This window comes from Capnocytophaga sp. oral taxon 329 str. F0087, from assembly GCF_000213295.2.
Lineage (GTDB): Bacteria > Bacteroidota > Bacteroidia > Flavobacteriales > Flavobacteriaceae > Capnocytophaga > Capnocytophaga leadbetteri_A.
In genome coordinates this window covers 25287-26726 of record NZ_KN390002.1, presented here as the reverse complement: position 1 = coordinate 26726, position 1440 = coordinate 25287, and the positions used below count along the sequence as shown (strand labels likewise).

General features: G+C 43.3%; 2 protein-coding genes and 1 pseudogene. All 3 read right to left on the bottom strand.

Features of this window, described 5'->3' with window-relative positions; translation table 11 throughout:
• A partial coding sequence (locus tag HMPREF9074_RS05785) for a tRNA threonylcarbamoyladenosine biosynthesis protein TsaB (protein ID WP_034539956.1) occupies window positions 1-213 on the bottom strand: 213 nt, incomplete at its 3' end.
• Between the two features lie 13 nt (window positions 214-226).
• Window positions 227-898 carry a 16S rRNA (cytidine(1402)-2'-O)-methyltransferase gene (gene rsmI, locus HMPREF9074_RS05780; RefSeq protein ID WP_009390880.1) on the bottom strand — a complete coding sequence of 224 codons (672 nt, stop codon included), beginning with the start codon at window positions 896-898 and terminating at the stop codon, window positions 227-229.
• Window positions 898-1440: pseudogene (locus tag HMPREF9074_RS05775) on the bottom strand (hypothetical protein); the annotation flags it as partial. The gene rsmI and the pseudogene HMPREF9074_RS05775, both read right to left, overlap by 1 nt.

Sequence of the window (1440 nt, the reverse complement as noted above, 5' to 3'; positions counted from 1 at the left end):
TGTATAAGAGCCTGCGCCTGCGCTTACGGCTATAGCATCAAGGGAAGAAAGCGGTACCCCTGCTGTAGTCATCACAGTTTCAATAAACAAATGTAGATTTTCAGAGTGCGTGAAGTGTCCTGCATTCTGAGCTTTAGTAGCTAAAATTGTGTCATTATCAGTAAGGGCAACTGAACAGTTCACCCCTGATGTTTCTATATGAAGTAATTTCATTATCTGTTGCCTATTATCTATTCCCCGATAAAACGAATACTATTTCCCCTTTGATATTTTTGTCTTTATAATACTCTAATAACTCTTGTAGTGTACCACGCTGGGTTTCCTCGTGTACTTTGGTAAGTTCTCGGGAGATACTTGCTTGACGGTCAGCCCCGAAAGTAGTGATAAAATCGGTGAGGGTTTTAAGTAATTTATGAGGAGAGACGTAAAAAATCATCGTTTTAGTTTCTTGAGCGAGGAGCTGTAAACGTGTTTGACGCCCTTTTTTGTCGGGTAAAAAGCCTTCAAAAGTAAAACGAGCATTAGGTAAGCCACTGCTTACTAAAGCGGGTACGAAGGCAGTAGCCCCTGGTAGGCACTCTACAGCTATCCCCTCGGCTATACAAGCCCTTGCAAGTAAGAAGCCAGGGTCGGAAATAGCTGGTGTACCAGCATCGGTTATAAGCCCTACTGTAGTACCCCCTTTGATACGTTGCACCCAAGTGTCTACCACCTTGTGTTCATTAAACAGGTGGTAGCTTTGCATTGGGGTGTGAATATCATAGTGCTTTAGCAATTTGCTGCTAGTACGAGTATCTTCGGCCAAGATGACCTCTACTTCTTTGAGCAAACGTAGCGCACGTAGGGTTATATCTTCTAAATTGCCGATAGGAGTCGGGATAAGATACAATTTGCTCATTATTCAAAACGGCGTAGAATAAGGTGTAAGAAGCGTTCTTCGTACTCTTCTTTGCCTTTCCAATTATTATAAGTAGGTTTTACTTGTTGTTGAATATATTGCGCCGCCTCTTCTAATGAGTGGAGTTGGTTTAAGTGTTGTAGCACACGGTTATACTCACTTTCACTTCCGAAGAAAAGCTTTTGTATGAAAGCCAACTTATCGTTTAGCCCTATTTGTATTTCCTTGCTGAAGCGGTCGTTTAGCGACTGTGCGGGTTTTACCTCCTCAGTATGGTCTTTTTTGTCGAAAGCTGTAGCTTTTGATTTTGCTAAAAACTCTTCAAGCGAAGGTGTCTGACGAAGTATTTGTTGCTCTTCTGTCAGATGTTGTTGCTGAATAAAGTTTTCTGGCTGTGCTGATTGTACCGGCTGAGCTACGGGTGCTTGTGCAGCTGCTGTAGGTTGCGCTGTCTGATGTGGGTGCAAACGCTCAGCTGTTAGCACTTGCTCTACTACTGAAGTAGGAGCTTGCTCAGGTGCTGCTGCGTGTATTGGCTCGTG

What these genes read in the sequence shown, in the direction of transcription:
- rsmI (WP_009390880.1), bottom strand. Translation starts at nt 898, where the DNA reads ATGAGCAAATTGTATCTTATCCCGACTCCTATCGGCAATTTAGAAGAT.